The sequence below is a fragment of the Marmoricola sp. RAF53 genome (assembly GCF_052114005.1).
Taxonomy (GTDB): Bacteria; Actinomycetota; Actinomycetes; order Propionibacteriales; family Nocardioidaceae; genus Marmoricola.
This window is the reverse complement of record NZ_JBFRDX010000012.1, coordinates 77486-103104: the sequence shown is the minus strand read 5'-3', so window position 1 is coordinate 103104 and position 25619 is coordinate 77486. Positions and strand designations below refer to the sequence as shown.

General features: G+C 71.5%; 27 protein-coding genes. 16 read left to right on the top strand and 11 right to left on the bottom strand.

From position 1 onward, the window contains the following. The first annotated feature begins 1 nt into the window (after position 1). Positions 2 to 829 carry a sulfurtransferase gene (locus AB4Y76_RS12625; RefSeq protein WP_441925735.1) on the top strand — a complete coding sequence of 276 codons (828 nt, stop codon included), beginning with the start codon at positions 2 to 4 and terminating at the stop codon, positions 827 to 829. On the opposite strand, the gene AB4Y76_RS12620 is transcribed toward AB4Y76_RS12625, so the two are convergent. The 3 genes from AB4Y76_RS12620 to sepH all read right to left on the bottom strand — a co-directional run bounded on the left by AB4Y76_RS12620 (position 826) and on the right by sepH (position 4362). Further along, positions 826 to 1056 carry a hypothetical protein gene (locus tag AB4Y76_RS12620; protein WP_441925733.1) on the bottom strand — a complete coding sequence of 77 codons (231 nt, stop codon included), beginning with the start codon at positions 1054 to 1056 and terminating at the stop codon, positions 826 to 828. The two genes, AB4Y76_RS12625 and AB4Y76_RS12620, sit on opposite strands and share 4 nt — an antisense overlap. Then, the gene (locus AB4Y76_RS12615) at positions 1053 to 3056 is read right to left on the bottom strand and encodes an SDR family oxidoreductase (protein ID WP_441925731.1); all 2004 of its coding nucleotides are present in this window, start codon (positions 3054 to 3056) and stop codon (positions 1053 to 1055) included. The genes AB4Y76_RS12620 and AB4Y76_RS12615 overlap by 4 nt, the downstream gene beginning before the upstream one ends. Positions 3057 to 3186: 130 nt before the next feature. Then, a complete protein-coding gene (sepH, locus tag AB4Y76_RS12610; protein WP_441925729.1) occupies positions 3187 to 4362 on the bottom strand; it encodes a septation protein SepH in 1176 nt (391 codons plus the stop codon). Positions 4363 to 4489: 127 nt separating this feature from the next. Here sepH and AB4Y76_RS12605 point away from each other — a divergent pair, with 127 nt between their 5' ends. Further along, on the top strand, positions 4490 to 5119 hold the full coding sequence (locus AB4Y76_RS12605; RefSeq protein WP_441925727.1) for a trimeric intracellular cation channel family protein: 630 nt from the start codon (positions 4490 to 4492) through the stop codon (positions 5117 to 5119). Positions 5120 to 5146: 27 nt separating this feature from the next. Here AB4Y76_RS12605 and AB4Y76_RS12600 read toward each other — a convergent pair whose 3' ends face one another. Beyond that, on the bottom strand, positions 5147 to 6454 hold the full coding sequence (locus AB4Y76_RS12600) for a D-arabinono-1,4-lactone oxidase (RefSeq protein ID WP_441925725.1): 1308 nt from the start codon (positions 6452 to 6454) through the stop codon (positions 5147 to 5149). A 9-nt stretch (positions 6455 to 6463) separates the two neighbouring features. Next, entirely contained in the window at positions 6464 to 7669 is a 1206-nt protein-coding gene (locus tag AB4Y76_RS12595) for an MFS transporter (protein WP_441925723.1), read from the bottom strand. Between the two features lie 78 nt (positions 7670 to 7747). On the opposite strand from AB4Y76_RS12595, the gene AB4Y76_RS12590 reads away from it, so the two are divergent. The 3 genes from AB4Y76_RS12590 to AB4Y76_RS12580 all read left to right on the top strand — a co-directional run bounded on the left by AB4Y76_RS12590 (position 7748) and on the right by AB4Y76_RS12580 (position 10150). Beyond that, entirely contained in the window at positions 7748 to 8833 is a 1086-nt protein-coding gene (locus tag AB4Y76_RS12590) for a ferrochelatase (RefSeq protein WP_441925721.1), read from the top strand. A gap of 4 nt (positions 8834 to 8837) precedes the next feature. Beyond that, the gene (locus AB4Y76_RS12585) at positions 8838 to 9653 is read left to right on the top strand and encodes an inositol monophosphatase family protein (protein ID WP_441925719.1); all 816 of its coding nucleotides are present in this window, start codon (positions 8838 to 8840) and stop codon (positions 9651 to 9653) included. A gap of 206 nt (positions 9654 to 9859) precedes the next feature. Continuing rightward, a complete protein-coding gene (locus AB4Y76_RS12580; RefSeq protein WP_297748736.1) occupies positions 9860 to 10150 on the top strand; it encodes a DUF4193 domain-containing protein in 291 nt (96 codons plus the stop codon). Positions 10151 to 10234: 84 nt separating this feature from the next. Here AB4Y76_RS12580 and AB4Y76_RS12575 read toward each other — a convergent pair whose 3' ends face one another. Next, positions 10235 to 10591, bottom strand: a complete 357-nt coding sequence (locus tag AB4Y76_RS12575; RefSeq protein WP_441925717.1) for a DUF4235 domain-containing protein — start codon at positions 10589 to 10591, stop codon at positions 10235 to 10237. Between the two features lie 47 nt (positions 10592 to 10638). Beyond that, the gene (locus tag AB4Y76_RS12570) at positions 10639 to 11094 is read right to left on the bottom strand and encodes a DUF3093 domain-containing protein (RefSeq protein WP_441925715.1); all 456 of its coding nucleotides are present in this window, start codon (positions 11092 to 11094) and stop codon (positions 10639 to 10641) included. A gap of 111 nt (positions 11095 to 11205) precedes the next feature. Between AB4Y76_RS12570 and dut the strand changes: the two genes are divergently transcribed. From dut to AB4Y76_RS12550, 4 genes are all read left to right on the top strand, one after another. After that, positions 11206 to 11655, top strand: coding sequence for a dUTP diphosphatase (dut, locus tag AB4Y76_RS12565; protein ID WP_441925713.1), 450 nt, complete (start codon positions 11206 to 11208; stop codon positions 11653 to 11655). Further along, entirely contained in the window at positions 11655 to 12317 is a 663-nt protein-coding gene (locus AB4Y76_RS12560; protein WP_441925711.1) for a DUF3710 domain-containing protein, read from the top strand. The genes dut and AB4Y76_RS12560 overlap by 1 nt, the downstream gene beginning before the upstream one ends. A 10-nt stretch (positions 12318 to 12327) precedes the next feature. Beyond that, positions 12328 to 12693, top strand: coding sequence for an OB-fold nucleic acid binding domain-containing protein (locus AB4Y76_RS12555; protein WP_441925709.1), 366 nt, complete (start codon positions 12328 to 12330; stop codon positions 12691 to 12693). Between the two features lie 112 nt (positions 12694 to 12805). Continuing rightward, a complete protein-coding gene (locus AB4Y76_RS12550; RefSeq protein ID WP_441925790.1) occupies positions 12806 to 13417 on the top strand; it encodes a DUF3159 domain-containing protein in 612 nt (203 codons plus the stop codon). A gap of 15 nt (positions 13418 to 13432) precedes the next feature. Here AB4Y76_RS12550 and AB4Y76_RS12545 read toward each other — a convergent pair whose 3' ends face one another. Together AB4Y76_RS12545 and AB4Y76_RS12540 are read right to left on the bottom strand one after the other, a co-directional pair. After that, entirely contained in the window at positions 13433 to 14104 is a 672-nt protein-coding gene (locus AB4Y76_RS12545; protein ID WP_441925707.1) for a potassium channel family protein, read from the bottom strand. A 7-nt stretch (positions 14105 to 14111) separates the two neighbouring features. Next, positions 14112 to 14774, bottom strand: a complete 663-nt coding sequence (locus AB4Y76_RS12540) for an NAD-binding protein (RefSeq protein WP_441925705.1) — start codon at positions 14772 to 14774, stop codon at positions 14112 to 14114. 68 nt (positions 14775 to 14842) lie between these two features. Here AB4Y76_RS12540 and AB4Y76_RS12535 point away from each other — a divergent pair, with 68 nt between their 5' ends. Together AB4Y76_RS12535 and AB4Y76_RS12530 are read left to right on the top strand one after the other, a co-directional pair. Further along, positions 14843 to 16864 carry an APC family permease gene (locus tag AB4Y76_RS12535; protein ID WP_441925703.1) on the top strand — a complete coding sequence of 674 codons (2022 nt, stop codon included), beginning with the start codon at positions 14843 to 14845 and terminating at the stop codon, positions 16862 to 16864. Next, the gene (locus tag AB4Y76_RS12530) at positions 16861 to 18012 is read left to right on the top strand and encodes a class I SAM-dependent RNA methyltransferase (protein ID WP_441925701.1); all 1152 of its coding nucleotides are present in this window, start codon (positions 16861 to 16863) and stop codon (positions 18010 to 18012) included. The genes AB4Y76_RS12535 and AB4Y76_RS12530 overlap by 4 nt, the downstream gene beginning before the upstream one ends. Here AB4Y76_RS12530 and AB4Y76_RS12525 read toward each other — a convergent pair. After that, a complete protein-coding gene (locus AB4Y76_RS12525; RefSeq protein WP_441925699.1) occupies positions 18009 to 18680 on the bottom strand; it encodes an ion channel in 672 nt (223 codons plus the stop codon). The two genes, AB4Y76_RS12530 and AB4Y76_RS12525, sit on opposite strands and share 4 nt — an antisense overlap. 48 nt (positions 18681 to 18728) lie before the next feature. On the opposite strand from AB4Y76_RS12525, the gene AB4Y76_RS12520 reads away from it, so the two are divergent. The 5 genes from AB4Y76_RS12520 (at position 18729) to AB4Y76_RS12500 (ending at position 24860) form a co-directional block, all read left to right on the top strand. Then, a complete protein-coding gene (locus AB4Y76_RS12520; protein WP_441925697.1) occupies positions 18729 to 19613 on the top strand; it encodes an LLM class flavin-dependent oxidoreductase in 885 nt (294 codons plus the stop codon). Between the two features lie 123 nt (positions 19614 to 19736). Next, positions 19737 to 22424 carry an aconitate hydratase AcnA gene (gene acnA / locus AB4Y76_RS12515; protein WP_441925695.1) on the top strand — a complete coding sequence of 896 codons (2688 nt, stop codon included), beginning with the start codon at positions 19737 to 19739 and terminating at the stop codon, positions 22422 to 22424. A 102-nt stretch (positions 22425 to 22526) separates the two neighbouring features. Further along, the gene (locus AB4Y76_RS12510) at positions 22527 to 23921 is read left to right on the top strand and encodes a hypothetical protein (protein WP_441925693.1); all 1395 of its coding nucleotides are present in this window, start codon (positions 22527 to 22529) and stop codon (positions 23919 to 23921) included. Then, a complete protein-coding gene (locus AB4Y76_RS12505; protein ID WP_441925691.1) occupies positions 23908 to 24411 on the top strand; it encodes a SigE family RNA polymerase sigma factor in 504 nt (167 codons plus the stop codon). The genes AB4Y76_RS12510 and AB4Y76_RS12505 overlap by 14 nt, the downstream gene beginning before the upstream one ends. Positions 24412 to 24554: 143 nt before the next feature. Beyond that, on the top strand, positions 24555 to 24860 hold the full coding sequence (locus AB4Y76_RS12500; RefSeq protein ID WP_441925689.1) for an MTH1187 family thiamine-binding protein: 306 nt from the start codon (positions 24555 to 24557) through the stop codon (positions 24858 to 24860). A gap of 103 nt (positions 24861 to 24963) precedes the next feature. Here AB4Y76_RS12500 and AB4Y76_RS12495 read toward each other — a convergent pair whose 3' ends face one another. Then, the gene (locus tag AB4Y76_RS12495) at positions 24964 to 25386 is read right to left on the bottom strand and encodes an SsgA family sporulation/cell division regulator (protein ID WP_441925688.1); all 423 of its coding nucleotides are present in this window, start codon (positions 25384 to 25386) and stop codon (positions 24964 to 24966) included. Positions 25387 to 25619 lie beyond the last annotated feature (233 nt).

Genomic DNA, 25619 nt, shown 5'->3' with positions numbered 1-25619 from the left:
CATGACCGGTCCTCTGATCTCGGCAGCCGACCTCGGCGACGCGCTCGGCTCCGTCACCCTCCTCGACATCCGCTACCAGACCGGACGCCCGAACGGCATCACCGACTACGTCGAGGGCCACATCCCCACCGCCCTGTACGTCGACCTGGACACCGCGCTCGCCGGGGAGCCGGGGGAGCGCGGCCGGCACCCGCTGCCGGACCCGGACGCGTTCGGCGAGGCCATGCGCCGGGTCGGCGTCCTGACCGGCAAGCCGGTCGTCGTGTACGACGACTGGGCGGGCCGTGCCGCCGCCCGGGCCTGGTGGCTGCTGCGCCACCACGGCCACCCCGACGTCCGAGTCCTCGACGGCGGGTACTCCGGCTGGGTGGCCGCCGGCGGGCCGGTCGAGGACGGGATGCGGCTCCCGGTGACGGGGGACTTCGAGCCGGGGCCGGGCGTGCTCGGCGTGGTCGAGGCCGACGACGTGCTCGCCTTCGCGGGCACCGGCACGCTGGTCGACGCGCGGGATCCCGCGCGGTACCGCGGCGAGGTCGAGCCGATCGACCCGGTCGCTGGCCACGTGCCGGGCGCGGTGAACGTGCCGACCGGGACCAACCTGCGCGTGGACGGCACCTTCCGCGGCGGCGAGGAGATCCTGGCGCTCTACACGGCCGCCGGGGTCGAGCCCGGGTCCGAGATCGGGGTCTACTGCGGCTCGGGTGTGACCGCGGCGCACGACATCCTCGCCCTGGCGGTCGCCGGGATCGACGCCCGGCTCTACCCGGGTTCGTGGAGCGAGTGGGTGGCCGATCCGTCGCGTCCGGTGGCGACCGGCGAGAGCTCCTAGTCCCGCCGCAGCCGCCGCAGCAGGAACACCCCGGCGAGCCCGCCGAGCACCAGTCCGGCGACGGCGCCGAGGAACGCGCCCCACTCGGTGGGCAGGTCCCGGCCGAGGGCCGCGCCCCCGAAGGCGCACGCCATCGCGAGCACCGCGACGCCGATGCGGCCGAACACGTCGCGCAGGAACGCCTTGCTGAACTCGGACCGGGGGGACTCGGGTGACCCCTGGGTCACCAGTGCACGCCCTTGAGGACGCGCGCCATCATGGCCTGCTCGCTCGTCGGGGCTGCGTTCTCCCCGCGGGCGGCGGCGGAGTCGGGGAAGATCTGGTAGGCCAGGTGCAGCACCCGGAACGCGGCCTTCGGGGCCAGCGTGTGCGCGAGCGCACCGAGGTTGCCGGTGAGCGTGTTGATCTCGTGCGGGCGCTGGACCAGGGCGGTGACGACCTTCTGCGCGGCCTGGCCGGGGCTGATCGTCGGGAACCGGTCGTACATCTTGGTCGGCGCGATCATCGGCGTCCGGACCAGCGGCATGTGGATGCTGGTGAACGAGATGCCGTCGCCGACGAGCTCGCTGGAGACCACGTTGCTCCAGGCGTCGAGGGCGGCCTTGGAAGCGACGTACGCGCTGAACCGGGGCGGGTTGGTGAGTACGCCGATCGAGGAGATGTTCACGACGTGCCCGGACCGCTGCTCGCGCATCTTGGGCAGCAGCCCCATCACCAGCCGGATCGCGCCGAAGTAGTTGAGCTGCATGGTGCGCTCGAAGTCGTGGAAGCGGTCCTCGGAGAGCTTCAGCGAGCGCCGGATCGAGCGGCCGGCGTTGTTGACCACGTAGTCGATGTGCTCGAAGTCGCCGGAGAGCTGCTGGGTGAGGGCGTCGATCGCCTGCAGGTCGGAGAGGTCGCAGCCGTAGGCGTAGGCCCGGCCGCCCTGGCTCTCGATGAGCGCCTTGGTCTGCTCGAGCTTGTCCTTGCCGCGGGCGACCAGGATCGGGATGGCGCCGGCTTTGGCGACCTGGACGGCGGTGACCAGGCCGATGCCCGAGGAGGCGCCGGTGATCACGACGGTCTTGCCCTCGAGCGCGGCGACAGCGGCCTTGTCGGAGCGGATCGAGTCGTCGAGCATCTCCTCCCAGTACGACCACAGCGTGCCGGCGTACGACTCGAGGTCGGGCACGGCGATGCCGGAGCCGGCGAGCGCCTTCTGGGTGGCCTTCGAGGCGTAGACGGTCGGGAAGGAGACGTGCTCGATCACCTCGGGCGGGATGCCGAGGCGGCCGAGCGACTGGTCCAGGGCGACGTGCGCCGGCGCGGAGCGGAGCATCCCGGCGATCAGGGCGCCCGGGCGGAGCTGGCGGGGGAGCAGTGCGGTGGGGAGCCGGTTGGTGACGCTGCGGTCGATCGGCACCGCGAACTGCGGCGCCTTGGCCGCGGCGGCGAAGGTGTTGACCAGCTCGACGGTGTTCTGCGGCTCCGGGTTGACGAGGTGGAAGGCCTCCCCGTCGCGGTCGGGCATGTGCCCGAGGTAGTCCATCGCCTTGGCGACGTAGTCGACGGGAACCACGTTGGTGTCGCCGAGGTCGACACCGACCAGCGGCAGCCACGACGGCAGGTTGTCGCGCATCCGCTTGAACAGCGGGAAGAAGTAGTACGGACCGTCGATCTTGTCCATCGCGCCGGTCTCGGAGTGTCCGACGACGACCGCGGGCCGGTAGACCCGCCACGGCACCGCGGACTCCTCGCGGACGATCTTCTCGGACTCGAACTTCGTCCGGTGGTACGCCGACGGCAGCCGCTGGCCCTCGTCGAACATGCTCTCGTCGAAGAGGCCGGCGTAGTCGCCGGACGCCGCGATCGAGGAGACCTGGTGGAAGCGACCGGCGCCGAGCGCCTCGGCCAGTGCCAGCGCGGAGCGGGTGCCGCCGACGTTGAGCTCCTCGTTCATCTCGTCGGTGGCGGTCATGTCGTAGATCGCCGCGAGGTGGAAGAAGTGCTCGACCTGGCCGGCGTGCTCGTCGATCCAGCCGGGGTCGACGCCGAGGCGGTCGGCGCGCAGGTCGCCGACGACGGGGACGAGTCGCGGGCTGCCGCCCCACTGCTTGATCAGCGCGTCGAGACGGCCGCGGGAGCCTTCCCGGCAGAGCAGGTGGATCTCGCCCTCACGGTTCTCGAGGAGCTCGGCGACGAGGTACCGACCGATGAACCCGGTGGCGCCGGTGACGAAGTAGGACATGCGGCCTCTTCCACTTGGCGGACGTGTGCTCATTCAACTCGCAAGCGCGCTTCCGCGTCACGGGCTGGGGGCGATGTTACTGAGCAGTAACACTCACGTCCAGTGCCACGGTCCGAAACCTCCGGCCGGACTAGTCGTTCTTGCCGCCGCCGAACATGATCTCGTCCCAGCTCGGCACCGAGGACCGGCCCTTCTTGCGCGGGCGCTGCTGCTCGGCCTCCGTGGCGGGGGCCTCCGCAGGCGCCTCCGCAGGCGCCTCCGCGGCCGCAGCCGGGTCCGGGGTCGGCTCGGGCTCCGGGTCCGACTCCGGGGCCGGCTCCGGAGCCAGGGTGAACGCGGGTTCGGGATCGGGGGTCGGTTCCGGTGCCGGCTCCAGGCGGAACGCCGGGGCCGGGACGTCCAGCGGACCGGTGAACGGCTCGTCCACCGGGGCGGCCCCGTCGGCGCGCGGCTCCTCCTGGACGTCGGCGATCCAGTCCGCGTCGGCGTGGTCGGCGGCCAGGTCGTCGAAGGTGCCTGTCTCGCGCACGGCCGCGACCGTGCGGGTCAGGTCCTCGGTCGCCTCGGGGGTCGCGGAGCTCGCGGGGGCCGTCTGGGGCTCCCGGACCAGCTCCAGGGCGTCGTCGCCGAGCGGGAGCTCGTCGTCGGCGACCGCGCTGAGGCGGCGGCCGGAGTCGCCCGGAGACTGGCCCGGAGACTGGCCCGGAGACTGGCCGGGGGACGGCAAGGTGGCCTCGCCGGTGAGCAGCCGGGCCTCGTCGTTCTCCGCGAGCACGTAGCGTCCGGGCACGTCGTAGGTGAACTCGGCACGGCGGGCGTCACCGCGGACGGCGTACACGGCGGTCAGGACCCAGCGGCCGTCGTCGCGGCGCCAGGCGTCCCAGGTGAGGTCGTCGGCGCGCACGCCGATCGCGGTCAGGTACAGGCGCGAGGCCTCGTCGACCGTGCGGCCGGCCGGGTTCGCCTCGTTGCTGCGGCGCCGGATCGAGGCCTTCAGTGCGGTTTGCGCCACGTGCGCGCGCTCGGCGAGCACCGGGGCGGCGAAGGCCATGATCGAGTCGACAGTCGTCTGGGCGGCGTCGGCGACGTCCTCGGCCGACTCACCGGACCGGATCCGGGCCTGGATGTCGCGCGGACGGAGTGCGCTTTCCATCTTCATCTCCCACTGACCGTGTCGGGCGTTGACCCCCTGGAGGGCCGTCCGGAAGCGGTGGTCCACCTCGACACCGAACTCCTCTCCGGTCTCGCTGACGAGGACCAGGCGCTTGCCGTCCTCGCTCAGCCCCACCGGGGTGAGGTGCTGCATCGTCTGCCGACTCCTTCTTCCGCGTGGGGCGAGCCTACCTTTCTCGGTCACGCCTGGACGGCGTGGCTCGCGCAGGAGTTGGCTGCTACGACGGCAACCCGCGCCAGCCACCCCGTACGCTCGCGACATGGTGGACGAGGCGGCCCTCTTGGTGACCCTGGACCTGGCCGGGATCTTCGTCTTCGCGATCTCCGGCGGCCTGGTGGCGGTCCGCAAGAACCTGGACGTCTTCGGGGTGATCGTGCTGGCCGGTGCGACCGGCCTCGGTGGCGGGTTCCTCCGCGACGTCCTGATCGGCGCCACGCCGCCGGCGGCGCTGCTCGACGTCAGGTACCTGATGGTCCCGGTCGTCGCCGGGGTGGCCACATTCGTCTTCCACCCGACCCTGGGGCGGATGGAGCGGGTGGTCAACGTCTTCGACGCCGCCGGCCTCGGGCTGTTCTGCGTCACCGGCGCCCTCAAGGCCCTCGAGTACGGGCTCCCGCCGGCCCCGGCCGCCCTGATGGGCATGGTGACCGGCATCGGCGGCGGCATCCTGCGCGACCTGCTCGCCGGACGCGTCCCGGTCGTCTTCTCCAGCGAGCTCTACGCCACGCCCGCGCTGGCCGGGGGAGCCTGGGCGGTCTTCGCGCAGCAGCAGGGCCTCCCGGTCGGGCTCGTCACCCTGCCCGGCGTCGCGCTCTGCTTCGGCTGGCGGGTGCTGGCGATCTTCCGGAACTGGAAGGCGCCGATCCCGCGCGGCCCGGCGTCGGTGTGAGGCCGGCGCGCACCTCACCGGGCCGGATCAGTCCCCGAGGACCCGGCGCAGGTAGGCGTTGCTGAAGACCCGGTCCGGGTCGAGCTTGTCGCGCGCCGCCTGGAACTCCGCCCAGCGCGGGTACGCCGGCTCGAGGTCGGCCGCGGTCCGGGTGTTGAGCTTGCCCCAGTGCGGGCGGCCGTCGTACCGGCGCAGGATCTCCTCGACCCCGGCGAAGTACGCCGTGTGGTCGGTCTGCTCGTTCATGTGGAACGCCAGGTACATCGAGTCGCGCCCCGAGGAGGTGGACAGCGCGATGTCGTCGGCCGGGGTGGTGCGGATCTCGACCGGGAAGCTGATCCGGAGCCCGGAGCCGTCGATCCAGCGCCGCACCTCGCGGAGCGCGTCCAGGCCGACCTCGCGCGGGACGGCGTACTCCATCTCCCGGAAGACGACCGTGCGCGGCGAGGTGAAGACCCGGTGCGGCACGTCGGAGTAGGTGCGCTCGGAGAGCAGCCGGCCCGAGAGGTCGTTGATCCGCGGGATCCACTCCGGGCGCCGGTTGCCGACCTTGTTCACCAGGCCGAACATCGTGTTGGAGAGGAACTCGTCGTCGAGCCAGTGCCGGAACCGGCTCAGCGGCCCGGGAAGGCCCTCTGCGTCCTCCAGGACGCGGTTGTTCTCCTTGGCCAGGATCCGGTCGGTGTGCGGGAACCAGTACATCTCGAAGTGGTGGTTCTCGGCGACGAGCTGGTCGAAGCGGCCGAGCGCCTCGTCCCACAGCATCGGGAACTCGTGCGCCTCCAGCGTGAAGACCGGCTCGACCTTGAACGTGATCGAGGTGAGGACGCCGAGGGCGCCGAGGCCGAGGCGCGCCGCACCGAACAGGTCGGGGTTCTCGCCGGCGTCGACCCGGAGCAGCTCGCCGGTGCCGGTGACGAGCTCGACGCCGGCGATCTGCGCGCTGAGCGAGGCGACCAGGCCGCCGGTGCCGTGGGTCCCGGTCGAGGTGGCGCCGGCGACCGTCTGCTCGGCGATGTCGCCCATGTTGTGCAGCGAGAGGCCGAGGCTGTCCAGGGTGCTGTTGAGGACGTGCAGCGGGGTCCCGGCGCGCGCGGTCACCGTGTTCGCGGCGTGGTCGACCTCGAGCAGCCCGGAGAGCGCCGTCGGGTCGAGCATGATCCCCTCGGGCGCCGCGATGCCGGTGAAGGAGTGCCCCGTCCCGGGCATCTTCACGGTGGTCCGCTCCTCCCGGGCCCGGTTGACGGCGGCGACCACGTCGGCCGTGCTCGTCGGGACCAGGACCTCGGTCGGCCGGGTGGTGGTCAGGCCGGACCAGTTGCGCCAGGAGTTCATGCCCGAACGTTAGTCAACGCTCACCGCGGACTCGTCGTCGCGTCGCGCCGGGGCCGGCTTGCAGGCCAGCGTCGCCACCGTGCTGAACACGCCGGCGACCGCGCAGACCCAGTACGTCGACGCACCGGTGGTGTGGTCGGCGACGAGCCCGGCGACGTACGCGCCCGGGGCCAGCCCGGCCGAGATCCCGGTCTGGAAGACCGCCATCGCCTCGGTCAGGCGGGACCGCGGGGTGCTCGCCTCCAGCAGGGTGACCCCGGCGATCAGTGTCGGCGCCAGCGTGGTGCCGACCACGAGCAGCACCACCCCGAGGAGGACGAGGTCGTCGAGGAACGGCAGCACGAACAGGGCCCCGGCGAGCAGCGCGACCCCGATCCGGACGCGCTGCAGCGGCGACCGCTTCCAGGTAGTCGCGCCCGCGACCAGGCCGGCCGCCATGCTCCCCAGCGAGAAGACGGTGAGCAGCAGGCCGGAGGCCGACTTGTGGCCGGCGTCCTCCGCGACGGCGACGGTCGCGACCTCCAGCGCGCCGAACAAGGTGCCGAGGAAGATCGCGACCGTCCCGATCGGGATCAGCGCGTCCCAGGGGAGCGGGTCCGGTCCGTGCTCGGCGTGCCGGTGGCCGGGCGGCACGGTGCGGCGCTGCAGGGCGAGCAGGACGGTGCCGATGGTGCCGACGACCACGGCGACCACCAGCCCGGTCTGCGGCGCGTAGATCGTGGACAGGAAGGTGACCACCGTCGGGCCGGCGACGAAGACCATCTCGTCGCCGACGGCCTCCACCGCGAACGCGGTGTGCCGCTCGGTGTCGTCGGTGGCCAGGTCCGCCCACCGGGCCCGGACCATCGAGCCGATCTGCGGCATCGAGGCGCCGGCGAGGGCGGCGAGGACGTGCGGCCACGGGTTCGCCCAGCCGTCGGTGACCGAGCGCACCAGCAGACCGGTGGTCGCCGCGAAGAGGATCGCGTCGACCCAGAGCACCACCGTCTGGCCGAACCTGTCCGCGGCCCGGCCCTGGACGAGCGCCAGCGCCGCGTTGCCGATCACGTACGCCGCCGCCACCTGACCGGCCAGCGCGTAGGAGCCGCTCTGCTCGCTGACCAGGATCACGATGCCCAGCGTCATCATCGACATCGGGAGCCGGGCGACGATCCCGGTCGAGGAGAAGGCGAGCGAACCGGGGTGGGCGAAGACGCGGCGGTAGGAGTCGAGCATGGCCCTGCGAGGCTATGTCATCGCCCCGGCCTGCTCCCATCCGGTTTCGCGTGCCCTGGCGCTGTCTAGGATTCGAGCATGCCCTCTGTCGCGGAACCGTACGACGCCCTCCTGCTGGTCTCCTTCGGCGGACCGGAGCGGCCCGAGGACGTGGTGCCGTTCCTGCGCAACGTGACCGCCGGCAAGGACATCCCGGACGAGCGCCTGGTCGAGGTGGGCGCGCACTACAGCCTCTTCGGCGGCCGGAGTCCCATCAACGACCAGAACCGGGCACTGCTGGCCGCGATCGAGGAGGACCTCCGGTCGGCCGGCGTGGACCTGAAGGTCTACTGGGGCAACCGCAACTGGGACCCGTACCTGACCGACGCCCTGGAGCAGATGAAGGCCGACGGCGTCCGCCGGGCCGCCTGCATCCTGACCTCGGCGTACTCGTCGTACTCGGGGTGCCGCCAGTACCGCGAGGACCTGGCAGCGGCCGTCGCGAAGGTCCCCGGAGCACCGCGCCTGGACCGGCTCCGCGCCTACTTCAACCACCCCGGCTTCGTGGAGCCGAACGTCGACGCCACCCTGGCCGCGCTGGCGCTGCTGCCCGAGGACGTCCGCCGGGACGCGCACCTGGTCTTCGTCACGCACTCCGTCCCGGAGTCGATGAACGGCGCCAGCGGCCCCCTCGGCGGCGCGTACGTCGCCCAGCACCGCAGCGTGATGGACGAGATCGGCGACCGGGTCCGGGAGGAGACCGGCCACCGCTACCCATCCGCGCTGGTCTACTGCTCCCGCTCGGGGCCGCCGGCGGTCCCGTGGCTGGAGCCGGACGTCAACGACCACCTGGAGAAGCTGGCCGCCCAGCAGGTCCCCGGCGTCGTGGTGGTGCCGATCGGCTTCGTCTCCGACCACATGGAAGTCATCTACGACCTCGACACCGAGGCCGCGGCGACGGCGAAGGAGCTCGGCATCGCGTTCGAACGCGCGTCCACCGCAGGGCTGGACCCGCGGTTCGTCGCGATGGTGCGCGACCTCCTCCTCGAGCGGGCCGCCGTCGAGCGCGGGGAGGACGCGGAGCGGGACGCGGTCGGGGCACTGCCTCCGGCCTGGGACGTCTGCGCTCCCGGCTGCTGCGCGAACCCGCGCGGTGCCCGGCCGGCCCTCTGCGGGTCGGACTGAGCCCGTGACTGATCCCGTGACCGGCGCCGACCACGACGAGCTGCTCGCGCTGGCGCTGGCCACCGCGCGGGAGGCGGCGACGCTGATCGCCGAGCGTCGCCGTGCCGGCGTCCGGGTCGCGGACACCAAGACCAGCCACACCGACATCGTCACCGAGGCGGACCGGGCCAGCGAGGAGCTGATCCGGTCACGGGTGCTCCGCGCCCGGCCCGACGACGGGATCCTCGGCGAGGAGCAGACCGAGACGTCCGGGACCAGCGGCGTCCGCTGGGTCGTCGACCCGATCGACGGGACCGTCAACTACCTGCTCGGCCTGCCGCAGTACGCCGTCTCCATCGCCGTCGAGGTCGACGGCGAGGCCGTCGTCGGCGTGGTCGTCAACGCCGCCACCGGCACCGAGTACACCGCGCTCCGCGGACGCGGCGCCCACGTCGACGGCCGGCCGGCGTCGGTCCGCGCGGTGGTGCCGCCGGACCGCAGCGTGGTCGCGACCGGCTTCAACTACGAGCCCGAGGTCCGCGCCCTCCAGGCCGCGGCGGTCGCCGTGCTGCTCACCAAGGTCGCCGACGTCCGGCGGTTCGGCTCGTGCGCTCTAGACCTGTGCGCGGTCGCCGACGGTCTCCTCGACGGGTACGTCGAGGAGGGCTGCAAACCGTGGGACTACGCCGCCGGGGCGCTGATCGCCCGCGAGGCCGGCGCGGTCGTCGAGACCGTGGCGGGAGCCTCCGGACGCACCCTGGTGGTGGCTTCACCGGCCGCGTCGTACCCCGAATTCCGGGATCTGGTGGCCTCCTGCGGCTTCGTCGCCGCCGGCGCCTGAGGAGCCGTCCGGGGTCGCCGGCGACCCTCCGGGAACAACCGGGGCGTCCGCGTGGTTGAGCGGATCGCCCGGCTCGCCGGGGAATGGATGTGCACTTTTCACTCAGGTGGTGCACAATCTGCGCGCTGTCTCATTGAGGCCGCGTGGGAGAACCGGTTCACCAGAGCCACGCACGGGCAAGGAAAACGGGGGACAGGAGAGGGACGATGGCAACCGATTACGACGCGCCACGCAAGACCGAGGAAGAGCAGAACGAGGACAGCCTCGAAGAGCTCAAGGCACGGCGCCACGACAAGAACTCCGGCAAGGTCGACGAGGACGAGACGGAGGCCGCGGAATCGTTCGAGCTTCCCGGCGCCGACCTCAGCCACGAGGAGCTCGCCGTCGAGGTGATGCCCCGCCAGGACGACGAGTTCACCTGCATGAGCTGCTTCCTGGTGCACCACCGCAGCCAGCTCGCCGACGCGAAGAAGCTGATCTGCCGCGACTGCGCCTGATCTCGGGCCCGATCTCGGGCCTGATCTCGGCACGAACGACACAAGGCCGCCGACCCCGTCCGGGGCGGCGGCCTTCGTCGTACCTCAGGCCTTCTGCTCGTCGGCCTGCAGACCCGGCGGCAGGTGACCGGTGGAACGCGTGTAGTAGCGCGCCGCGCGGCGCGAGGCCAGCATCCGGACGACCGCGATCAGGGTGCCGCTGACCACGGCCCAGGCGAGCGCCTCGCGGAACTCGACGTCCGGGTCCGCCGGGTTCGCCGGTGGCTGCTTGCCCGTCGCCGCCTTCCAGAACGCGTTCAGGCCCTTGCGCGCCAGTGTCGCGGCCAGCACGGCCGCGGCCAGCGAGAAGACGCTCCACACCTTCGACGAATCCGGCGCCTCCGGCTCCGTGGCCTCCACGGGCACGGCCTCGGCGGCTTCCTGCTTCTTCTTCCGGCTCACGCTGGTCCCTTCCTGGGTGGTCGTCCGCTCACCCTAGCGAGATCCGGTCAGCCGGCGACGCTGCGACCGGCGAGCGCCGCGGCCAGCGTGCGCGGGTGCCGCGTCGAGATCAGCCAGTACGGCGTCGGGTCGGCGGGGTCGGCGACCGCGACCTTGACCGCCCGGGACACGTAGGGCCGGGTCAGCAGGAACGCCCGGACGTCCGCGTCGACGCCGTGCACCCGCCGGGTCTCCTCCTTGTCGAGGGCCTCGGCCTCGCCGAGCAGCTCCAGCGGGATCCGTGCCGAGCCCGCGGTCAGGGTGCCGTCCGCGACCGTGATCCGGACCGAGCCGATCCAGGCGAAGAGCCCGAACGTGACGGCCAGCAGGACTCCTGCTCCCGCCCAGGCGATCCACGCCGGCAGCGCCACGATGAACGCCAGCCACACCGTCGCCAGGAACATCGTGGCCTGGACCCACCAGCGCAGCGGCACGTTCAGCCGTTCGGCGTACGTGGTCGGCATGACGGGATTCCTCGGCTCTGGTCGTGGGGTCGGGACAGCGGGGATGCACTGCGGTGTCCGGGGCAAAGCCTGACATCCCGGTGGGTACGGCCCGCCGGTAGGGTCCCACCCGTGGTTGCCCAGCAGATCCCCGTGAAGATCCACCGGCTCGATCCCGAGCTCCCGTTGCTGTCGTACGCGCACCCCGGCGACGCCGGCGCGGACCTCTACGCCCGCGAGGACGTGACGCTGGCCCCGGGGGAGCGCCGGCTGGTCCCGACCGGGGTGGCGATCGCGCTGCCCGAGGGGTACGTCGGTCTGGTGCACCCGCGCTCCGGCCTGGCCCACAAGCACGGGCTGTCGATCGTGAACGCGCCCGGCACCGTGGACGCGGGCTACCGTGGGGAGATCAAGGTGAGCCTGGTCAACCTCGACCCGGAGACGCCGATCGCCCTCAAGCGCGGCGACCGGATCGCGCAGCTGGTGATCCAGCAGGTCGCGGCGGCGGACTTCGTCGAGGTCGACGAGCTGCCCGACTCGGTGCGCGGCGCCGGCGGCCACGGATCCACGGGAGGTTTCTGATGAAGTTCGGACGTAGGAAGGACGAGGACCTCGGTCCCACCAGCGAGCCCGGCTCGGCGGAGGAGGCCGAGGTCGCGGAGGCGCTCGGCGCCGCCCCGGTCGCGGAGCCCGCCGGTCCGATCGACATCAGCCAGGTGCAGCCGGAGACCGTCTACATCGACCTCGGCAGCATGCTGGTCGAGCCGCCCGCCGACGGACTCGACCTCCGGCTCCAGGTCGACGAGGAGACCGGCGCCGTGGTCACGGTGCTCGTGGTCGGCGGGGAGGGCGTGCTGGAGATGCGCGCGTTCGCCTCCTCGCGCGGGGGCGACCTCTGGGCGGACGCCCGCCGCGAGATCGCGGCCGACACCGTCCGTCGCGGCGGCACCGCGGAGGAGCAGGACGGCCCGTTCGGGCCCGAGCTCTCCTGCGAGGTGCCGGTGGAGGGACCGGAGGGGGAGAGCATGGTGCAGCCGTCCCGGGTCCTCGGCATCAGCGGTCCGCGCTGGTTCGTCCGCGCGACGATGGCCGGCCGGCCCGCCCTCGACCCCGACTACGCGGCTCCGTTCGAGCAGGCGATCCGCACCCTCGCGGTCCGGCGCGGCACCGAGGCGATGGCCCCGGGCGAGCCGCTGCCGCTCAAGCTCCCGCCGGAGGCGACCCCGGCTGGTGCGGACGCCTAGGCTTAGCGGCATGGGAACCACCAGCGGCCGGCTGCGCAGCGGCATCCAGCAGTGGGCCAGCCACGCGCGCGCCGAGGCGATGGACCTCCAGCGCGACGTCGCGAAGGCCGGCTGCCTGCCGATCCAGGACGCGCCCGACCGTGAGCTCGTCACCGTCCAGGGCACGCTCAAGACCGTCACGCTGCGTCCGCGCGGCGGTGTGCCGGCCCTCGAGGCCGAGCTGTACGACGGCACCGGGACGATCACCGTGCTCTGGCTCGGCCGCCGGCGCATCGCCGGGATCTTCCCGGGCCGCAGCATCCGCGTGACGGGTCGGATCGGCGTCCACGGCGGCGTCCGGACGATCTACAACCCGCGTTACGACCTGCGGTACTGACGTGACCGACCAGCACCAGCAGACCGAGCAGCAGCACGAGACCGAGGTCGAGCGGACCGTCGAGGAAGTGGTCCGGGGCCAGCTCGCGACCGCGCTGGGCGGCCGCCGCGGGATGGTCGAGGCGGCGGTGCCGACGCTCACCTTCACCCTCATCTTCCTGCTCAGCCACGAGCTCAAGCTCGCCGTCCTGGTCTCGGTGGCCTTCGCCGGGCTGCTGCTGGTGATCCGGCTGGTGCAGCGCTCCAGCCCGCAGTTCGTGCTCAACAGCCTGATCGGCATCGGGCTCGGCGCCGCGTTCGCGTGGCGCGCCGCCCGCGGCGGCGGCGACGCCACCGACCAGGCGCTGGCCTACTTCCTGCCCGGACTGCTCTACAACGCCGGGTACGCCCTCGTGATCGGGATCAGCATCGCCGTCCGCTGGCCGGTGGTCGGCTTCATGGTCGGCAGCGTCACCGGGGATCCGACCGCCTGGCACCAGGACAAGGCGGTGGTGCGGCTCTGCAGCCGGCTCACCTGGCTGCTGGTGCTGCCGTGCGTCCTGCGGGTGCTGGTGCAGGCGCCGATCTACCTGGCCGGCAAGAACGGCTGGTGGGACGAGGACCGCGCGGTCGCGGCGCTGGGCATCGCGAAGATCGCGATGGGCTGGCCGCTCCAGCTCGCCGCGCTCGGTGCGATGGTCTGGCTGCTCAGCCGGAACCGGACGCCGGTGGCCCCGACGGCCTRACCACCGGCCGCTCCGTCACAGGTGGTGCGTGCTCGGGTTGAGGAGCCGCTCGAGCTCCTCCTCGACGTCGGCCTGGCAGACGAACAGCAGCTCGTCGCCGGACTCGACCGGCTGCTCCGGCGTCGGCGTGTAGACCTGGCCGTCGCGGAGGATCGTCACCAGCGAGCAGTTGTCCGGGAACGGGATCAGCCCGGACGGCTTGCCGACGTACGGCGATCCCGCGGGCAGCGTCATCTCGACCAGGTTGGCGTTGCCCTGGCGGAAGGTGAACAGCCGCACCAGGTCGCCGACCGTGACGGCCTCCTCGACCAGCGCGGACATGATCCGCGGCGTCGAGACGTTGACGTCGACGCCCCAGGCCTCGGTGAACAGCCACTCGTTGTTGGGGTGGTTGACCCGGCCGACGGTCCGCGGGACGCCGAACTCGGTCTTCGCGAGCAGCGAGGTGACCAGGTTGGCCTTGTCGTCGCCGGTCGCCGCGATCACGACGTCGCACTTGTCGAGCCGGGCCTCCTCCAGCGAGGAGAGCTCGCAGGAGTCGGCGAGCAGCCACTCGGCGTCCGGGACGCGCTCCGGCTTGATCGAGGACGGCTCCTTGTCGATGAGGAGGACCTGATGGCCGTTGCCGATCAGCTCACGGGCGATGGAGCGGCCGACGGCACCGGCTCCGGCGATGGCTACGCGCATGGACGGGTCACTCCTCTTCCGGGCCGCGGTCGATGACCGAGTAGGCGTGGGTGGCGTTCTCCTCGCGGAGCACCAGGTGCAGCAGGTCGCCCTCCTGGATCACCGACTCGCGGGTCGGGAGCATGCCCTCGCCGAGCCGGTCGATCCAGGCGATCCGGCATCGCGACTGCTCCTGGAACAGCACGGTGCGCTGACCGATCCAGGCCTCGGTGGCCGGGACCTGGTCGAGCCGGATCGTCCCCGAGGGGTCGCGGAAGTCCGGCTCGGCACCGGCCGGCAGCAGCCGGCGCAGGACCTGGTCCGCGGTCCACTTGACGGTGGCGACCGTGGTGACGCCCAGGCGCTGGTAGACCTCGGCGCGGCCGGGGTCGTAGATCCGGGCGACGACCTGCTGGATGCCGAAGGTCTCGCGGGCGACCCGGGCGGCGATGATGTTCGAGTTGTCACCGCTGCTGACCGCCGCGAAGGCGTCCGCGCGCTCGATCCCGGCGTCGGTGAGCACCTGCTGGTCGAAGCCGTAGCCGGTCACCTTCAGACCGTTGAACGACGGCCCCAGGCGCCGGAACGAGTCCGGGTTGGAGTCGATCACGCTGACGGTGTGGTTCCGGTCCTCGAGCGAGCGCGCCAGGGTCGAACCCACCCGGCCGCATCCCATGATCACGACGTGCACAGCCGAAACGCTACTGCACCGGGCCGCCGGTGGCGTCGCCGCCGGTCGGATGCCCTACCGTTCATCTCGTGGGTGTCGGTGGCGTCTCCAAACGGATCATCCTCGGTCGCAAGCTCCGGAGCTCGCAGCTCGGCGAGACCTTGCTCCCGAAGCGCATCGCCCTACCCGTCTTCGCCAGCGACGCGCTCTCGTCCGTCGCCTACGCGCCGGACGAGGTCTTCATCATGCTGTCGGTCGCCGGTGTCTCGGCGTACGCCTACAGCTGGAAGATCGGTCTCGCCGTCGCGGTGGTCATGCTCACCGTGGTCGCGTCGTACCGGCAGAACGTGCACGCCTACCCGAGCGGGGGCGGCGACTACGAGGTCGCGACCGTCAACCTCGGTCAGAACGCGGGTGTCACCGTCGCCTCGGCGCTGCTCGTCGACTACGTCCTCACGGTCGCGGTCTCGGTCTCCTCGGGCGTCCAGAACGCGGGCTCGGCGCTGTCGTTCGTGCAGGGGCACGAGACCGAGTGGGCGGTGCTCCTGGTCGCCCTGCTGGCCGCGCTCAACCTGCGCGGCGTGCGCGAGTCCGGTGCCGCGTTCGCGATCCCGACGTACGGCTTCATGCTGGGCGTGCTCGGCATGGCGGCGTACGCCGCGTACCGCGCCTCGATGGGCGAGCTGCCCGACGTCGAGAGCGCGCACCTGCACATCGATCCCGCGCCGGGCTACTCCGGCGAGATCAGCCAGGCCGCGCTGATCTTCCTGCTCGCCCGGGCGTTCTCGTCCGGCTGTGCGGCGCTGACCGGCGTCGAGGCGATCTCCAACGGCGTGCCCGCCTTCCAGAAGCCGAAGAGCAAGAACGCCGCCACCACGCTGCTGCTGCTCGGTGCGATCGCGATCACGATGCTGCTCAGCATCATCCTGCTGGCCTACAAGATGGGCCTGAAGTACGTCGACCCGCACGACCTGGACCGGCTCACCCTGCCCGACGGCTCGCCGCTGCCGGAGGGCTACGACCAGCACACCGTGATCGCGCAGATCGCCCAGGCGGTCTTCAACGAGTTCACGCCCGGGTTCTACTTCGTCGTCGCCATGACCGGGATCATCCTGGTGCTCGCGGCGAACACCGCGTTCAACGGCTTCCCGGTGCTCGGCTCGATCCTGGCCCGCGACGGGTTCGCCCCGCGCGCGCTCGGGTCCCGCGGCGACCGGCTCGCCTACAGCAACGGCATCCTCTTCCTCGCGGCGCTGGCGATGGTCCTGATCATCGCGTTCCAGGCCGAGCCGACCCGGCTGATCCAGCTCTACATCGTCGGGGTGTTCGTCTCCTTCAACCTGAGCCAGCTCGGCATGATCCGGCACTGGACCCGGCACCTGAAGACGGAGACCAACCCGGCCGTGCGGCGCAAGATGATGCGGTCGCGGCTGATCAACACCTTCGGTCTGGCGATGACGGCCGCGGTCTTCGTGGTCGTCCTGCTCACCAAGTTCCTGGCCGGCGCCTGGATCGCGATCCTGGCGATGGTCGTCTTCTTCGTGATCATGAAGGGCATCCGCCGGCACTACGACCGGGTCGAGGAGGAGCTGGTCGTCGGCGACGAGGACCCGATCATGCCGACCCGGGTGCACGCGATCGTGCTGGTCTCCAAGCTGCACAAGCCGACGATGCGGGCGCTCGCCTTCGCCAAGGCCACCCGGCCGAACCTGCTCGAGGCGGTCTACGTCGGCTTCGACCAGGAGACCACCGACCGGCTGCTGGAGGAGTGGGACGAGCGGCACATCGACATCCCGCTGAAGGTCCTCTACTCGCCGTACCGGGAGATCATCCGGCCGATCGTGCAGTACGCGGTCGAGATCCGCCAGGCCAACCCGCGCGGCGTGGTCGCCGTCTACATCCCGGAGTACGTCGTCGGGCGCTGGTGGGAGCAGCTGCTGCACAACCAGACCGCGCTGCGGCTCAAGGGCAGGCTGCTGTTCACCCCGGGCGTCATGGTGACCTCGGTGCCCTACCAGCTGCGGGGCTCGGAGATCGGCAAGGAGCACGCGGACTGGGAGCTCGAACGGATCCGTCCGGGCGACGTGCGCCGCGGACGCATCGGCCGATGAGCAGGCAGCGGACCTCGTTCGCGGTCGGTGACCGGGTCGAGGCGGTCATGGGCCCGATCGCCCACGGCGGCCACGTGGTCGCCCGGGTCGCCGACCCGGAGGCGCCGGCGGACGCCCGGCCGGTGGTGGTGTTCGTCCGGCACGCGCTGCCGGGCGAGCGGGTGGTCGTGGAGATCACCGAGCTCGACAAGACTTTCCTGCGCGGCGACGCGGTCGAGGTGCTGGAGCCGTCTCCGGACCGGGTCCCGGCGCCCTGCCCGGTCGCGCACCCGGACGGCTGCGGCGGCTGCGACTTCCAGCACGTCGCGCTGCCGGCGCAGCGGGCGCTGAAGGCGGCGGTGGTGGCCGAGCAGCTGCAGCGGCTGGCCGGCCTCACGACCGACGTGGTCGTCGAGGCGGTACCGGGTGCGGTGTCCGATCCTGGGCAGGACGGACTCCGCTGGCGGACCCGGATGCAGTACGTCCCGGCCCCCGGCGGTGGCCGCGGGCTGCGCAAGCACCGCTCCCACGAGGTCGTCCCGGTCGAGGACTGCCTGATCGCGGCCCCGGGTGCGCGCGAGGTGCTGGACCGGGCACCGAGCGAGGACACGGTGACCGAGCGGGTGCGCGGCCGTGCCTTCGAGGTCGCCGCCGACGGCTTCTGGCAGGTGCACCCCGGCGCCCCGGAGGCGCTCGTCGCCGCCGTGCTGGAGGCGCTCTCGCCGCGGCGCGGGGACCGCGTCCTCGACCTGTACGCCGGCGTCGGGCTGTTCTCGGCCTTCCTGGCCGAGGCCGTCGACGTGGTCGGCCACGTGACCAGCGTCGAGGGGGACCGGCGGGCCACCGAGCTCGCCGCCGGCAACCTCGCCGACCTGCACCAGGTCGACGTCCGGCACGGCCGGGTGGACCGGGTGCTGGCGACGCACGAGGGTCGCGTCGACCTGGTCGTGCTGGACCCGCCGCGCGAGGGCGCCAAACGCCCGGTCGTGGACGCGATCGCCGGCTTCGGTCCGCGGTCGGTCGCCTACGTCGCCTGCGACCCGGCCGCGCTGGCCCGGGACGTCGCGACCTTCGCCGGGCACGGGTACCGGCTCGCGGGTCTGCGCGCCTTCGACCTCTTCCCGATGACGCACCACGTGGAGTGCGTGGCGCTGCTGACCCGGGACTAGGTCGGGTCGCGTCCCCTGCGCGAGGAGTTCAGGGCCACCAGGCGGGTCACCACCATCGCGATGTAGAACAACCCGGCGACCTGCTCGATCATCACCACGCTGCGGGCGTGGGCGGTGATCGGCACGACGTCGGAGAGCCCGGTGCTCGACAGCGTGGTGAAGGAGAGGAAGAGCACCTCGATCCAGGTGCGGTCCGCGGTCGGGTTCACCGCGGCCGTGAACGCACCCGGATCCAGTGCCTGGACCACGACGAACAGGTGGGCGAACGCCCAGGCGAGCACGGTGAAGACGGCGCCGATCGCGAAGAGCTCGTCGGTGGTCACGTGCTCGTCGTCGAGCATGTAGATCAGCATCGCGGCGGCCGCGTAGAAGTACAGCGCGGACTCGAACCCGGACGCCCAGGGCGCCAGGTCCTCGTCGGCCGTGGCCACCTGGATCAGGAGCAGCACCAGGGCCGGGAACGCGAGCAGCCCGGCCACCCAGGACAGCAGCGGGGTGGCGCGGACAGCGACGATCGCCAGCGCCAGCACGACCAGGCCGAAGAGCGCGAAGAGCTGGCGGCCCACGAAGGAGTTGTCCAGGAACGGGTAGATCAGCACCGCGCCGAGCTGGGCGGCGAGCAGGACCGCGCACGGGGTCTGCCGCACGAACCGGATCACGCCGCCCATGCGCACGAGGCTAGAGCAGCGGCGTGGTCCGCGGGCAGACTGACTCCCATGACACCCGGAATCCGACTCGGCGTGGTGATCCCGCAGACCCGGCGGTGGAGCGAGCTGGCCCAGGACTTCGCCTGGGCCGAGGACATCGGCTACGACGTCGCCTTCACCTACGACCACCTGACCCACCCGACGGCCGCGGGCGGCTGGCTGGGCGACGGGTTCTCGGTGCTGGCCGCGGCCGCGGCGACAACGTCGCGGATCGGGCTGGGCACCCTGGTCGCCTCCGCCACGCTGCACTCCCCGGTGGCGCTGGCCCGGCTGGCGGCGACCACCGACGACATCGCCGGCGGACGGCTGGTGCTCGGGCTCGGCGCGGGGTCGCCCCGGTGCGCGGACGCCGACCGGGGTGAGTCGCCGACCCCGGGGGAGATGTACCAGCGGCTCGCCGACGTCGTCGCGGGGTACGTCGCCGTCTTCGACGGGGCCACCGAGTGGCAGGGCGCGACCCGGTCCTTCGCCGGGCTGGAGACCACCGCGACCCCGCCGGACGGGAAGCGGCCACAGCTGATGCTGGCGGCGCACGGGCCGCGGTCGATCGACCTGACCGTCCGGTACGCGGACGCCTGGAACACCTACGGCGGCCCGGCCGCGGTCGCGCTGGAGCCGGAGGACTACTGGACGGAGGTGGCGGCCCAGGTGGCGAGGGTCGACGCCGCCTGCGTCGCGGCCGGGCGTGATCCGGGGTCGTTGCGGCGCTCGCTGCTGCTCGGCTACGGCACCGTGCGGCCGACCGAGAGCGTGGCGGCGTACACGGAGGCCGCGGAGCGGGCGGTGGGTCTCGGGTTCGGCGAGCTGGTCGTCTACGGGCCGGGTGCGCCGGGGGAGGCCTTCACCTCCGACCCGGTCGTTCACGCCGAGGCGGTCAGCCGGATCCGGGCCTGAAAGTTTGATATCGTTTATCTTGACGTCAAGATAGTTCAGTAAGGCAAGCCTTCCTTTCCCGCTGCTCACCGGCGTGGGCAAGATGGCGTGCAGAGACCGCTTCGATATACGAGGAGACCGCCGATGGCGAGCGTCGACAGCTTTGGTGCCAAGGGCACGCTGGACGTGCAGGGCAAGACCTACGAGATCTTCCGGCTCAACGCCGTGACCGGAGAGGGTGTCGACGTCGCGTCGCTCCCGTTCTCCCTCAAGGTGCTGCTGGAGAACCTGCTCCGCACCGAGGACGGCGCCGACATCACCGCCGACGACATCCGCTTCCTGGGTGCCTGGGACGCCGACGCCCAGCCCGACCGCGAGATCCAGTACACGCCGGCCCGCGTGATCATGCAGGACTTCACCGGCGTGCCCTGCATCGTCGACCTCGCCACCATGCGCGAGGCGATGGCCGAGCTCGGCGGCGACGCCACCAAGATCAACCCGCTCGCCCCGGCCGAAATGGTCATCGACCACTCCGTGATGGCCGACGTCTTCGGCACCCCCGAGGCCTTCGAGCGCAACGTCGAGATCGAGTACGAGCGCAACCGCGAGCGCTACCAGTTCCTGCGCTGGGGCCAGGGCGCCTTCGACGACTTCAAGGTCGTCCCGCCGGGCACCGGCATCGTGCACCAGGTGAACATCGAGCACCTCGCCCGCACGATCTTCACCCGTGAGGTCGACGGCGTCCTGCAGGCCTACCCCGACACCTGCGTCGGCACCGACTCGCACACCACCATGGTCAACGGCATCGGCGTCGTCGGCTGGGGAGTCGGCGGTATCGAGGCCGAGGCCGCGATGCTCGGTCAGCCGGTCTCGATGCTGATCCCGCGCGTCGTCGGCTTCAAGCTCAGCGGCGACCTGCCCGAGGGCACCACCGCCACCGACCTCGTGCTCACCATCACCGAGATGGTCCGCAAGCACGGCGTCGTCGGCAAGTTCGTCGAGTTCTACGGCCCGGGCGTCTCGGCGCTGCCGCTGGCCAACCGCGCCACCATCGGCAACATGAGCCCGGAGTTCGGCTCCACGATCGCGGTCTTCCCGATCGACGAGGAGACCATCAAGTACCTCAAGCTGACCGGCCGCTCCGAGGAGCAGCTCGCGCTGGTGGAGACCTACGCCAAGGTGCAGGGCCTCTGGCACGACCCGTCGGCCGAGCCGCGCTACTCCGAGAAGCTCGAGCTCGACCTCGCCACCGTCGTCCCGAGCCTCGCCGGCCCGAAGCGACCGCAGGACCGTGTCGAGCTCTCCCGCGCCGCGTCGGCCTTCGCCGGCGAGCTGCCGGGCTACACCTCGAACCCCGACGCCAAGATCCCGGTGACCCTGGCCGACGGCACCTCCTTCGAGCTCGAGAACGGCGCGGTGACGATCGCCTCGATCACCTCCTGCACCAACACCTCGAACCCGTCGGTGATGATCGGCGCCGCCCTGCTGGCCAAGAAGGCCGTCGAGAAGGGCCTGACCCGCAAGCCATGGGTCAAGACCACGCTCGCGCCGGGTTCCAAGGTCGTCAGCGACTACTACGAGAAGGCCGGCCTGACGCCGTACCTGGACAAGCTCGGCTTCAACCTCGTCGGCTACGGCTGCGTCACCTGCATCGGCAACTCCGGCCCGCTCATCCCCGAGGTCTCGGCCGCGATCAACGAGAACGACCTCGCCGTCGTCTCGGTGCTCTCGGGCAACCGCAACTTCGAGGGCCGGATCAGCCCGGACATCAAGATGAACTACCTGGCCTCGCCGCCGCTGGTCGTCGCGTACGCGCTCGCCGGCTCGATGAAGGTCGACCTGTTCAACGACGCGCTGGGCCAGGACACCGACGGCAACGACGTCTTCCTCAAGGACATCTGGCCGAGCCCGAGCGAGGTCGAGGAGACCATCGCCGGCGCGATCAACTCGGAGATGTTCGGCGACTCCTACGCCGACGTCTTCGCCGGTGACGACCGCTGGCGCTCGCTGCCGACGCCCGACGGCGCCGTCTTCGACTGGGACCCGAGCTCGACGTACGTCCGCAAGGCGCCGTACTTCGACGGCATGCCCGACGAGCCGCTCCCGGTCAGCGACATCGACGGCGCCCGGGTGCTGCTGAAGCTGGGCGACTCGGTCACCACCGACCACATCAGCCCGGCCGGTGCGATCAAGAAGGACAGCCCCGCCGGCCGCTACCTCACCGAGCACGGCGTCGAGCACCGGGACTTCAACTCCTACGGCTCGCGCCGGGGCAACCACGAGGTGATGATCCGCGGCACCTTCGCCAACATCCGGCTGCGCAACCAGCTGGCTCCCGGCACCGAGGGCGGCGTCACGCGCGACTTCACCGCCGGCGGCGAGGTCACCTCGGTGTTCGAGGCCAGCGAGAACTACATCGCCGCGGGCATCCGGCTCGTGGTGCTCGCCGGCAAGGAGTACGGCTCCGGCTCGTCGCGCGACTGGGCGGCCAAGGGCACCTCGCTGCTCGGCGTGAAGGCCGTGATCGCGGAGTCCTACGAGCGCATCCACCGCTCGAACCTGATCGGCATGGGCGTCGTCCCGCTGCAGTACCCCGACGGCCAGAACGCGGAGTCGCTCGGCCTGACCGGCGAGGAGACGTTCTCGATCACCGGGATCGCCGAGCTCAACGAGGGTCGTACCCCGCGCACGGTGAAGGTGAAGGCAGCCGGGGAGAACGGGCAGAGCGTCGAGTTCGACGCCGTCGTCCGCATCGACACCCCCGGCGAGGCGAACTACTACCGCAACGGCGGCATCATGCAGTACGTCCTGCGGAACCTGCTCAACGGCTGATCCCGGCTGCCGAAGAAGTTCCGGCCCGGACCCCACCTTCCGGCCCTGCCCGTGCGTGTCACGGGCAGGGCCGAAGGCTTTCCGGAACGCAGGAGAAGGACGATGGACGAACTCAGCACCGCGCTGCGCGAGCTCGCGCGCGACGCGGCACCGACCCCGGTCGACCCGGCGAGCCTCTGGCACGCCGGGCGTGCCCGCGTACGCCGCCGCCGGGTCRCGGGGGCCGCGGTCGTCGCGGTGGTCGCGGTGCTGGTCGGGTCGCTCGCCTGGGTGCGCTCCGAGCCGGTCGTGGTGATGCCGGCGGGGGAGGTGCACCGGGCTGCGATCCCGAGGAACGTGTATCAACCTGGCGGCTGGATCGCCGGCGTGTCCGATGCGGGTCCGCCAGGTCCCCTGGCCGTCATCGCGCGTGACGAGGGAGACTCCGACGGCCGCGGCGACTGGTTCGGAATCTCGGCAACGACCGGCGCCTACCGCTACCTCGACCTGCCGCACATCGCGGCGGACAGCGACATGAAGCTCTCGCCGGGCGGGACCCGGATCGCGTACTGGGTCACCGGTCCGACTGAGAAGGACGACTTCGGGCCCGGTGACGGGGTCAACGTGGGTGGTCCTGTTCCTGATCGCCCGGCGACCGGCATCGGCGTGTACGACACCCGGGACGGCACCCTGGTCCGACACATGGTCCCCAGCACCTACGGACTCGACGTGGACAGCGGCGGCATCGGGGGCCTCGCTTGGCTCGGTGACGATTCGCTGGTGTTCGGCTTCGGCAAGTACGTCGGCAGCAACACCTCGAACGACGACCAGGTGTACCGCTGGGTTCCAGGCCCAGCCGAGCCGACGCGGCTCCCGGGCGCAGACATCTCGTCGGCGGCGTACGGGCCGCTGGAGCCGGGAAGGACCTCCCTGCGGTTCGCCGACAGCGAGGACGGGCCCAACCTCGTCGAGGTCGGTGACGACGCGGTGCCGACCGGTCGCACGTTCAACGTTCCCGGCGCCTGGATCGGTGCGTTCGGGGTGCGCGCCGGAAGGATCGCCACGACCGGGACGACCACGAACAGGAACGACGGGAATGTCCAGGTCGGTCGGCTGCGCACCGGACCGACGTCGTTGCACCGCGTCAGCGAGCTCACGTCGGCACAGTTCCTCGGATGGCTGTCGGACCACACCGTGCTCGTCACGGCCTGGCCGGGCGAGACGCGCGACGGACAGGTGCAGGCCGAGCTCGACGGCGTGGACGCGTCGGACCGCGCGCTCTATGTCGTCGACGTCGACTCGGGGCGCGCTGAGCGCGTGGGCCAGGTCGACGACGACCTGGTCGACGTCGACCTGCAGGTGGCCCGCTCGCTCCTCGCCGAACCGCTCGTCGCCGGCCGCAAGCCTCCCGGTCTGCTCGAGTCGTTCGGCACCGAGCTGGTCATCGTCTCCGGCTTGGCCGGCGCTTCGGTCGCTGCCTGGCTCCTCGTCCGACGGAGGCGCCGTGCGCAGGGCTGACCTCGAGGCGTCCTTCACCGAGTACGTCACCGCCCGGCGCCACGCGCTCGTGCGGACGGCGTACCTGTTGTGCGGGGACGAGCACGCGGCCGAGGACCTGGTGCAGGTGGCGCTGATCAAGGCGGTCGGGCACTGGCGGCGGATCGGGGACCACCCGGAGCCGTGGCTGCGGAAGGTGATGGTGAACGACCACATCTCCGGCTGGCGCAAGCACCGCGGACGGGAACGGCTCAGCGCCGACGTGCCCGAGTCCGCCGTACCGTCCCGGGACCGTGACCGCGACCTCAGCCTGGCCGCTGCCCTTGCTCTGCTCGCGCCGCGCCAGCGTGCGGTGATCGTGCTGCGCTACTACGAGGACCTCACCGAGACCGAGACCGCGCGGGTCCTCGGCATCAGCGCCGGTACCGTGAAGTCGCAGCACCGCGACGCGCTGCAGCGGCTTCGCGGGGTGGTGCCGGGACTGGGCGCGGAAGCGACGCCGGTCGGCTGATCATCGGACCGACTGCGGCGTACGTGAGCCGGGCTTCCGACCCGTTGCTGTCGCTTCCAGCCCGATGCATTGGGCTGGATTGCCGGTTTCCCAAGGGGAGAGGGGATTCCGCGCGCCGTACCGCCCCTCGCTAGCGTGGGCCCATGATCGTCGCCATCAGCATCAGTCCCTCGGGAGCCGCGGACGAGGACGGCAGCGTCAGTGCTGCGGTCGCCGATGCCGTGAAGGTGATCCGGGACTCCGGGCTGCCGAACGAGACCAACTCCATGTTCACCAACATCGAGGGGGAGTGGGACGAGGTGATGGCGGTGGTGAAGGCGGCCGTCCTCAAGGTCGCCGAGTCCTCGCCCCGGGTCGGGTTGGTGCTCAAGGCCGACCTGCGCCGGGGCTTCGACAGCGGCCAGCTCACCGCGAAGGTGGAGCGGGTCGAGGCGCACCTGACTGACTGACTGACTGACGGACTGACCGGGGGAACGGCCCCGGGTACGACGAAGCGCCGAGCCCCTCCCAGGTTCGCTCGGCGCTTCGTCGCTCCTCCGACAGGAAAGAAAGTCAGACGGCCCCGTCGTCCAGCAGCTGGTTCAGCCACTCGTCGACGTCGACCTGCTCGGCGCCGGCGGGCACCTGGTCGAGCGACGCGTAGACGAAGTCCTGGACGGCGCGGGTCGGGAACTGCAGCAGCGTCTCGCCGGCCGGGGAGTCGAGCTCGACGATGACGACGGCCTCGCCGCTCGGGCTGAGGCACGGCCAGACGTGCACGTCGCCGTCACCGGCGGGCTCGTACTGACCTTCGACGAGGAGGTCGCGGGCGAAGGTCCACCGGACCTGGCCGGACGGCGTCTCGAGCGCCATGGTGACCGCCCACGGGTCGGTCGGGTCGTAGGAGAACTCCGCGGAGAGCGCGTGGTCCTCTTCGGCGTTGACGGTCGCGATCTGCACGGCAGTCGTGCAGATGGTGGTGAGGTTGCGGTCCATCGTGGTTCCCTCTTCGCCTGGGTGCTGAGTGAGTTGGGTTCGTGCGTTGCTCTTCGGCAGAGAAACGGGGCTGTTGCGCGTTCCTGACGGGACGAATTGGACTGGTCCAGTTTTCGGTACCAACTGGTCCACTTTCGTGTCCCATTCGCACCCGAAGATCCAGAAATGACCTCGTCCGGATTGTCTGGAACCCGTTCTCGCGGCGACCCGTCGTTTGGCCCGTCCGGCGCCGG

Excerpts from the sequence above, each read along its gene's own strand:
- AB4Y76_RS12625 (WP_441925735.1), top strand. The coding sequence starts at position 2 with ATGACCGGTCCTCTGATCTCGGCAGCCGACCTCGGCGACGCGCTCGGC.
- AB4Y76_RS12615 (WP_441925731.1), bottom strand. The coding sequence starts at position 3,056 with ATGTCCTACTTCGTCACCGGCGCCACCGGGTTCATCGGTCGGTACCTC.
- sepH (WP_441925729.1), bottom strand. The coding sequence starts at position 4,362 with ATGCAGCACCTCACCCCGGTGGGGCTGAGCGAGGACGGCAAGCGCCTG.
- AB4Y76_RS12605 (WP_441925727.1), top strand. The coding sequence starts at position 4,490 with ATGGTGGACGAGGCGGCCCTCTTGGTGACCCTGGACCTGGCCGGGATC.
- AB4Y76_RS12600 (WP_441925725.1), bottom strand. The coding sequence starts at position 6,454 with ATGAACTCCTGGCGCAACTGGTCCGGCCTGACCACCACCCGGCCGACC.
- AB4Y76_RS12595 (WP_441925723.1), bottom strand. The coding sequence starts at position 7,669 with ATGCTCGACTCCTACCGCCGCGTCTTCGCCCACCCCGGTTCGCTCGCC.
- AB4Y76_RS12590 (WP_441925721.1), top strand. The coding sequence starts at position 7,748 with ATGCCCTCTGTCGCGGAACCGTACGACGCCCTCCTGCTGGTCTCCTTC.
- AB4Y76_RS12580 (WP_297748736.1), top strand. The coding sequence starts at position 9,860 with ATGGCAACCGATTACGACGCGCCACGCAAGACCGAGGAAGAGCAGAAC.
- AB4Y76_RS12570 (WP_441925715.1), bottom strand. The coding sequence starts at position 11,094 with ATGCCGACCACGTACGCCGAACGGCTGAACGTGCCGCTGCGCTGGTGG.
- AB4Y76_RS12560 (WP_441925711.1), top strand. The coding sequence starts at position 11,655 with ATGAAGTTCGGACGTAGGAAGGACGAGGACCTCGGTCCCACCAGCGAG.
- AB4Y76_RS12555 (WP_441925709.1), top strand. The coding sequence starts at position 12,328 with ATGGGAACCACCAGCGGCCGGCTGCGCAGCGGCATCCAGCAGTGGGCC.
- AB4Y76_RS12545 (WP_441925707.1), bottom strand. The coding sequence starts at position 14,104 with ATGCGCGTAGCCATCGCCGGAGCCGGTGCCGTCGGCCGCTCCATCGCC.
- AB4Y76_RS12530 (WP_441925701.1), top strand. The coding sequence starts at position 16,861 with ATGAGCAGGCAGCGGACCTCGTTCGCGGTCGGTGACCGGGTCGAGGCG.
- AB4Y76_RS12525 (WP_441925699.1), bottom strand. The coding sequence starts at position 18,680 with ATGGGCGGCGTGATCCGGTTCGTGCGGCAGACCCCGTGCGCGGTCCTG.
- AB4Y76_RS12520 (WP_441925697.1), top strand. The coding sequence starts at position 18,729 with ATGACACCCGGAATCCGACTCGGCGTGGTGATCCCGCAGACCCGGCGG.
- acnA (WP_441925695.1), top strand. The coding sequence starts at position 19,737 with ATGGCGAGCGTCGACAGCTTTGGTGCCAAGGGCACGCTGGACGTGCAG.
- AB4Y76_RS12500 (WP_441925689.1), top strand. The coding sequence starts at position 24,555 with ATGATCGTCGCCATCAGCATCAGTCCCTCGGGAGCCGCGGACGAGGAC.
- AB4Y76_RS12495 (WP_441925688.1), bottom strand. The coding sequence starts at position 25,386 with ATGGACCGCAACCTCACCACCATCTGCACGACTGCCGTGCAGATCGCG.